Origin of the sequence: Streptomyces sp. NPDC102462 (genome assembly GCF_044765425.1) — a bacterium.
In the GTDB taxonomy this organism is placed as follows: Bacteria; Actinomycetota; Actinomycetes; order Streptomycetales; family Streptomycetaceae; genus Streptomyces.
Window position 1 is genome coordinate 42,004 of the sequence record NZ_JBIWKB010000068.1, and the last position, 6,895, is coordinate 48,898.

General features: G+C 72.3%; 5 protein-coding genes and 1 pseudogene. 3 read left to right on the plus strand and 3 right to left on the minus strand.

All coding sequences use genetic code 11. From position 1 onward, the window contains the following. Nucleotides 1-18 precede the first annotated feature (18 nt). Together ACIRFL_RS37265 and ACIRFL_RS37270 are read right to left on the minus strand one after the other, a co-directional pair. Entirely contained in the window at nucleotides 19-495 is a 477-nt protein-coding gene (locus ACIRFL_RS37265) for a roadblock/LC7 domain-containing protein (protein WP_121892263.1), read from the minus strand. Beyond that, complete coding sequence (locus ACIRFL_RS37270) at nucleotides 492-3,119, minus strand: ATP-binding protein (RefSeq protein ID WP_404038056.1); 2,628 nt, start codon at nucleotides 3,117-3,119, stop codon at nucleotides 492-494. The genes ACIRFL_RS37265 and ACIRFL_RS37270 overlap by 4 nt, the downstream gene beginning before the upstream one ends. Before the next feature lie 370 nt (nucleotides 3,120-3,489). On the opposite strand from ACIRFL_RS37270, the gene ACIRFL_RS37275 reads away from it, so the two are divergent. Continuing rightward, nucleotides 3,490-4,455 (plus strand): ABC transporter substrate-binding protein, encoded by a 966-nt coding sequence (locus ACIRFL_RS37275; RefSeq protein WP_404038059.1) that lies wholly within the window; start codon nucleotides 3,490-3,492, stop codon nucleotides 4,453-4,455. 10 nt (nucleotides 4,456-4,465) lie between these two features. Further along, nucleotides 4,466-6,028 (plus strand): aromatic amino acid ammonia-lyase, encoded by a 1,563-nt coding sequence (locus ACIRFL_RS37280; protein WP_404038061.1) that lies wholly within the window; start codon nucleotides 4,466-4,468, stop codon nucleotides 6,026-6,028. Between the two features lie 132 nt (nucleotides 6,029-6,160). On the opposite strand, the pseudogene tnpA reads toward ACIRFL_RS37280, so the two are convergent. Continuing rightward, nucleotides 6,161-6,531: pseudogene (gene tnpA / locus ACIRFL_RS37285) on the minus strand (IS200/IS605 family transposase). A gap of 32 nt (nucleotides 6,532-6,563) precedes the next feature. Here tnpA and ACIRFL_RS37290 point away from each other — a divergent pair. After that, the coding region (locus ACIRFL_RS37290) for a helix-turn-helix domain-containing protein (RefSeq protein ID WP_404038064.1) at nucleotides 6,564-6,895 on the plus strand (332 nt) is incomplete at its 3' end.

The window sequence follows — 6,895 nt, forward strand, 5'->3', positions numbered from 1 at the left end:
CGGCGGGCGGGCCGCCGGTCAGCGGGCCGACGCGACGCCGACGCTGTTCTTCAGTTCGAGCACCAGCTGGGGGCTGAGCGCGGCCCCGGCGCGGTTGGCGAACAGCGTCATCTCGTAGGCGATGTTGCCCAGCTTGGCCTCCTTGTCGGCGACCACGCCGAGGACGGCGCCGCTGCCGATCGCGGAGACGATGACATGACCGCCCTCCAGATCGATGATGACCTTGTTGAGGCCGCCCAGACCGTAGTTGCCGGAGGCGCCCGCGGCGAGGCTGGTGATGCCGGAGACGATCGCGGCCAGCCGCTCGGAGTGGGCGCGCTCGCGCAGCTCCGACACGGCGATGAGCAGGCCGTCCGACGATACGGCGATCGCGTCGACCACGCCTGCGGTCTCGGTCGCGAAGCGGTTCAGCAGCCAGGTGAAGTCGGCCGCGGCGGCCTGCAGGTCGGTCGGCGGGGTGCCGCCCGTCGGGGTGTCACCTGTCGACGTGCTCACTGCTCGGCTCCTTCCGGATGGTGGTTCTGGTCATGCGGCTGGTCCGCGTGCGTGGCCCCGGTTCCGGGGCGCGCGAGACTGCCGGTGTCGCTGTCGAGCCGGGCCCGCGCCACCGCGGCCTCGAACTCGTCAAGGGCGTCGCGTTCGGCCTGTGCGTCCCGGGGACGCACCGCCTGCGGTACGGACTGCTGGGCGCCCGCGGTCGTACGGAGCGTGGCCCCGCGGACCCGTCGGCGCAGCGGACGGGCGCCCGTGGCGGCGTCGTCCGCGCGGGCGGCGGACGGCGGCATCTCGGTGCGGGCGCGCGGGATCAGCGGCGGCCGGTCTCCGGGGGCCGCGGCCTTGTCGTTTGCCGCGGGGGTGCCATGGGTCACGGCGGCATTCTCCACGGTCGCCGGGGCGGTGCCGTCGGCGCCCTGCGGCGCCTCGCGCCGGGGCAGCCGGCGGGGGAGCGGGCCCTGCGGCTCGGCGGAGCCGCCGAGGCCGTGCGCGTCGGCCCGGTCCTGGCGCGCGGACGACGGGACCGGGAGGGCGCCGGCGGCGGACAGGCGCGGTGCCTCGGCGGGCAGGACCGCGGCCGGGTGCGGGCCCGTGCTCACGGGCGCGTCCGCCGCGGCGCCGGCCGGGCGCTCGGCGCGGGCGGCACCGACGGCCGACACCGGGCTCATGGTGAGCAGCAGCGAGGCCGGCAGCGACACCTCGGCCGTGACGCCGCCGCCCGGGGTCCGGGTCAGCTCGACCCCGATCTCCCAGCGGCGGGCGAGCGTGCCCACCACGAACAGGCCGAGCACCTTCGTCGGCACGAGGTCGAGGCGTTCGCGGCGGATCAGCCGGGAGTTCTCCTCGGCGAGGCGTTCGGCGCTCATACCGAGGCCGTGGTCGGTGATGACGACATGCGCGCCCTCGGCGCCGCAGCGGACGGTCACCTCGACGGGGCTGCCCTCCGGCGAGAACGACACCGCGTTCTCCAGGAGTTCGGCCACCATGAGGGTGAGGTCGCCGATGATGTCGGGCTCGGCCATGGCGTCCGATGCGGTGTACAGCCGTACCCGCTGATAGCCCTCGATCTGGCCGAGCGCGGCCCGCACCACGTTGGTGAGGGGCGTCGGCCCGGAGTCCAGCACCGTCTCGCGGATGCCGGCCAGCAGCATCAGGCTGTCGGCGTTGCGGCGCAGCCGCACCGCGATGTGGTCGATGGAGTAGAGGCGTTCCAGCACGGCCGGGTCGGTCTCACCGCGCTCCACCGCGTCGATCAACGCCAGCTGACGAGTGGTCAGATTGCTCACCCGGCGGCCGACGTTGCCGAACATCTCGGCGGTGTTGCGGCGGCTGAGCACCTGCCGCTCCAGCAGCGCGGCGGCGGTCGTCTGCACATGGTTGAAGGCCTCGGCCAGGTCGCCGATCTCGTCGCGCGCGGTGACCGGCATGTCCCGCAGCCGGGGCGGACGGTCGTCCTCGGTGTCGTCGTCGGCCACCCGGGCCAGTTCCCGACCGGCCACCTCGGCGACCTCCTGCGCCACTCCGGTCAGCGCCTGCACCGGGCGGATCACCGAGCGGCGGACCAGCACGGCGAGGGCCAGCCAGAGGGCGAAGCCGAGCAACGCTCCGCCGAGCAGCAGTCCGGCGCGCCACTGGGCGGAACGGGAGGCGTCGTCGGCCCGTTCGGCGATCTGGCCGATCAGCGAGGTGGTGATCTTCAGCCGGGCGGCGGCCTGCTCCGGGTAGTGGGGGTAGGAGTTCAGCGCGTCCTTGACGGCCTGCCGGATCTGCTCCTGGCTGCCCGCCTCCAGCCTGCTGGTGTCGATCTGCAGTTCGGCGAAGGACTCGGCGATGGCGCGCTGCGCGGGTGTGTGCTCCACCCCGGCCAGCTGCTCCGCCTGCGTCTCGGTGGCGAACCGGCCGAAGCGGTCGGCCTGGTGCTTGTACAGGTCGTAGGAGCCGACCGCGTTGGTGAACTCGATCAGTGCGTTGGTGTCCCCGGTGGTCGCCGAGAACACGCTGGTCTCGAAGGCGCCGTGGGCGGCGTCCGCGCGCAGCAGCGAGTCCAGCAGGTTGCCGGTGAAGGTGGAGGCGAGCGAGGAGTTGCGGTCCAGGCCGAGCCCGTCGATGAGGCCCTGGGCCGTGTTGGCGTAGGCCGGGTCGATGTTGTCGGCCGGCAGATAGGCCGCCTCGACCGAGTCGCGCAGGCTGGACAGGCCCTCGACCTCCCGCAGGGCCTGCGCCTCGCTGTCCGGCAGCCGGTCGCCGAAGGTGTCGAGCACCTTCTGCACCTGGCTGTCCACGGCCTTCTGGGCGGCCCGGTAGGCGGCGGGGGAGGGCTTGCTGAACCCGGACTCGTAGCGCACCGACAGCAGGATCGCCTGCTGGTGCTCGGCCTCCACCCGGTCCACAAGCCGGGCGACCTGCGCGCTGTCCCGCACGAGCTGCGCCGCCGAACCCGCCGTGTTCGACTGCTGGACCAGATCCGTGATCAGGTACGACAGGAGCGCTGCGACCACGGCGAGGGGAACGCCGACGAGCAGATTGAGTTTGCGCCTGAACGGCCAGCGGTCGGCGTAGCCCCCGATGCCGCTCCGCGTCGGCGGGGCGTGCCGGGCGGGCGCGTCCACCTCGTTCGTGGACACCGGTCCTCCTTCGTGGGGGGTGTCTCCGCGGGGCGTGGCCGCCTCGCTGTGCGGGGCCTCGTCGCCCCGGTGGGGGGCGTCCTCGCCCCCGGAACTGTTGCGCAACGACGCCGAAGCGGAACCCGTGCACCGCTGTGCCCGCCATCAACTGCGGTGAGACTACAGCTTCCTCGAAGGACTGATCAGCTCGGCTTTCATCAAGAATCCGTTACAAACAGAACGCTCCTCATACACAACTGGCCACGGATCGAAGCCAATCGGTGACCCGGTGGCACTTGACTGGGCGAGAACAGGCTGGATTGGATCAGTGGCGAGCTGTTCCAGAGTTGTTCGCCGACCCCCACCACCCACTGAACCCGGAACGGGAACCGTGACTTCCAAGACCCACACCAGCAGGTTCATCCGGAGACACCGAAGCGCCGCAGCCGTCGCGCTCGCCGCTGCAACGGCCCTGCTGGCGGGCTGTTCCTCCTCCTCCGACGACACGTCCGACGACCCGCTCAAGGGCGGCAAGAAGGCGAGCGGCGACACCGTCGTCGTCGGCTCCAACAACTTCGCCGAGAGCATCCTGATAGCCGACATCTACGGCGAGGCCCTGAAGGCCAAGGGGATCAAGGTCACCTACAAGCCCAACATCGGCAGCCGCGAAACGACGTACGGCCTGCTCAAGAACGGTTCGATCTCCGTTCTGCCCGAGTACAACGGCGCCCTGCTCGCCTACCTCGACTCGAAGGCCACCCCGAAGACCGTCGAGGAGACCACGGCCGCCATCGAGGCCAAGCTCGACTCCAAGCTGACCCTGCTGGAGCCGGCCGAGGCCCAGGACAAGGACTCCGTCACGCTCAACGCGGCCACCGCGAAGAAGTACGACCTGACCGACAAGTCGTCCATCGCCGACCTCAAGGGCATCGCGAAGGACCTGGTCATCGGCGGCTCCCCGGAGTTCCAGACCCGGCACCAGGGCCTTGAGGGACTGAAGTCCGTCTACGGCGTGGAGTTCAAGTCGTTCAAGGCGCTCGACGCGGGCGGCCCGCTCACCCAGGCCGCACTGAAGAAGGACACCGTCCAGGCCGCCGACATCTTCACCACGGACCCGACCATCTCCAAGGAGAAGTTCGTCGTCCTCCAGGACACGGAGAACCTGTTCGGGTTCGCCAACGTCCAGCCGCTGGTCTACAAGGGCTCGCTCTCCCAGGAGGGCACCGACACGCTCAACGCGGTGTCGGCCAAGCTGGACACGGCGACCCTGCTGGACCTGGACACCCAGGTGCAGCTGGAGAACAAGGACCCGCTGGACGTCGCCAAGTCCTGGCTGAAGTCCGCCGGACTCGACTGACGTCCGCACCGTGGACGCGAGCACCAACGGCACGACGCGGGTGTCCCCGGACACCGGGGGCACCCGCGTCGTCCTGGACGGCCACGGCCTGGACCTGCCCGGACTCGTCCGGCTCGCCGACGCCGCCGCCGTACCCTTCGTCCCCCAGACGGCACTCGACCGGGCGCACCGCGCCTGGCACACCGTGCGCCGCCTGGCCGCGAAGGGCCGCCTCTACGGCCGCGGCACCGGCGTGGGCGCGAACCGCTCCGTCCCCGTCCAGTCGGGCGACGAGACCGAGCACGGCCTGCGACTGCTGCGCAGCCACGCGGGCGGCGCCGGACCGCTGCTGCCCGCCCGGCAGGTCCGCGCGATGCTCGCGGTCCGCGCCAACCAGCTCCTGGCCGGCGGCTCCGGCATCCACCCCTGCGTCATCACCGCCCTCACCGAGGCCCTGCGTCTCGGCGTCCACCCGGCGGTCAACGCCTACGGCGGCGTCGGCACCGGGGACCTGGCGGCCCTGGCCCAGACGGGCCTCACCCTCATCGGCGAACGCCCCTGGCTGTCCGCCACCGCGGACACCGCCCGGACACCGGCCGCGGACGGCCACACCGCCCGGCCGCCGGCGACCGGCGCGGACACCGCGCCCACCGGGCTGCCCGCGCCCGTCACGCTGCGCCCCGGCGACGCGCTCGCACTGCTCAGCAGCAACGCCCTCGCGCTCGGCCAGGCCGCGCTCGCCGGGCACGCCGTGGACGTCCTGCTGCGGGCCACCCACGCCGTCGCCGCGCTCTCCCTCGCCGCCGTCGCCGGGTCCCCGGAGGCGTACGCCGCCCCGGTGCACGCCCTGCGCCCCTACCCGGGCCCGGCCCGCGCCGCCGCCGAGGTACGCCGGCTGCTGGAGCTGCCCGACCGGCCGGCCACCGCCGGGCGGCGCGTCCAGGACCCGTACGGCTTCCGCGCCTTCCCTCAGGTGCACGGCGCCGCCCTCGACGCCTGCGACGCGCTGCGCCGGATCGTCGAGGTGGAGGTCAACACCCCCACGGAGAACCCGGTGCTGGCGGCGGACGGCCACGCCTACCACCACGGTGGCTTCTTCGCCGCCCCGCTGGGCCTCGCCCTGGACGGCCTCGACCTCGCCCTGCTGCAGACGGCCCAGCTGTCCGCCGCCCGGCTGTCCGCGCTCGTCCGCGGCGACCTGACCGGACTGCCCGACTTCCTCGCCACCGGCCCGGCCGGCAGCTCCGGTGTGATGATCCTGGAGTACACCGCCAACTCGGCCCTCGCGGAGCTGCGTTCGTGCGCCGCCCCCGCCTCCGCCGGGCACGCCGTCCTCTCCCACGGCCTGGAGGAGGCCGCCAGCTTCGCCGGCCAGGCCGCCCGGCAGACCCAGCGGGCGGCCGACGCGTACGCCACCGTCCTCGCCTGCGAACTGGTCACCGCCGTACGGGCGTTGCGCCTGCACCCGGCGGCACCGCCGGTGCCCGCCCTCGCCCTGGCCGCGTCCGTGCTCCCACCGGACACCGAGGACCGCCCCCTGACCGGCGACATCACCACGGCAACCGAACTGCTCCCGTTCCTGGCAGACCTCTGATCCCGCAGACAGAACCCGCCTGCACACCCCCGTGCCGGGCCACCGCCCCGACCGCTTACCGGGACTCTTGCAGAAAGCCCCGGCGTTCACGCCGGGGATGAATGCATCTCAAGACTGCTCTGACGTGCACTTTTAGAGCGGACGTTTTTGCTGCTCGATGTACCGGCGGACGATCGCCAACGGTGCTCCGCCGCACGATGCGGAGAAAGACGAGGGCGACCACAGGTGCCCGTGCATGATGGCGCGGTTGATCCGGCCGGTGAACTCTCCCCCAGCCTTCGGCCGGGTGGTGCCCCCAGCCGTATCCGGCGGGCGGACACGCCCTTGAGGCTGTTGACCGGCTTCGAGACGGCGACCTTGGGCGGGCGGTGCACCGGGAGGTGGACATGATCGCGTTCGCCGTTGAACTCCTTCAGCTCCGGGCGGTACTTCGTCACGAAGACCACGTGCACATGCATCGCCGAGACGACGTGCCTGCCCCGCTTGTAGTCCGTTTTGCTCATCCATGCGAGCAGTGGTGGATAGGGTCTTGGTCATGCAGCTCCGCTACAACTACCGGGCCTACCCGGACGCCTCCCAGCGCCGTGCGCTGGCGAAGGCGTTCGGGTGCGCCCGGGTGGTGTGGAACGACTGCCTGCGCGACCGCAGGCAAGCGCACGCGGCAGGACTGCCGTACGTGTCGTCGGCCGAGCTGTCCCGGCTGCGCATCACCCAGGCCAAGCGCACCGAGGAACGCGCCTGGCTCGCCGACGTGTCGGCGGTCGTCCTGCAACAGTCCCTGCGGGACCTGGATGCCGCCTACAAGAACTTCTTCGACAGTCTCAAGGGCAAGCGGCAGGGCCGCAGGGCGGGCCCTCCCCGGTTCAA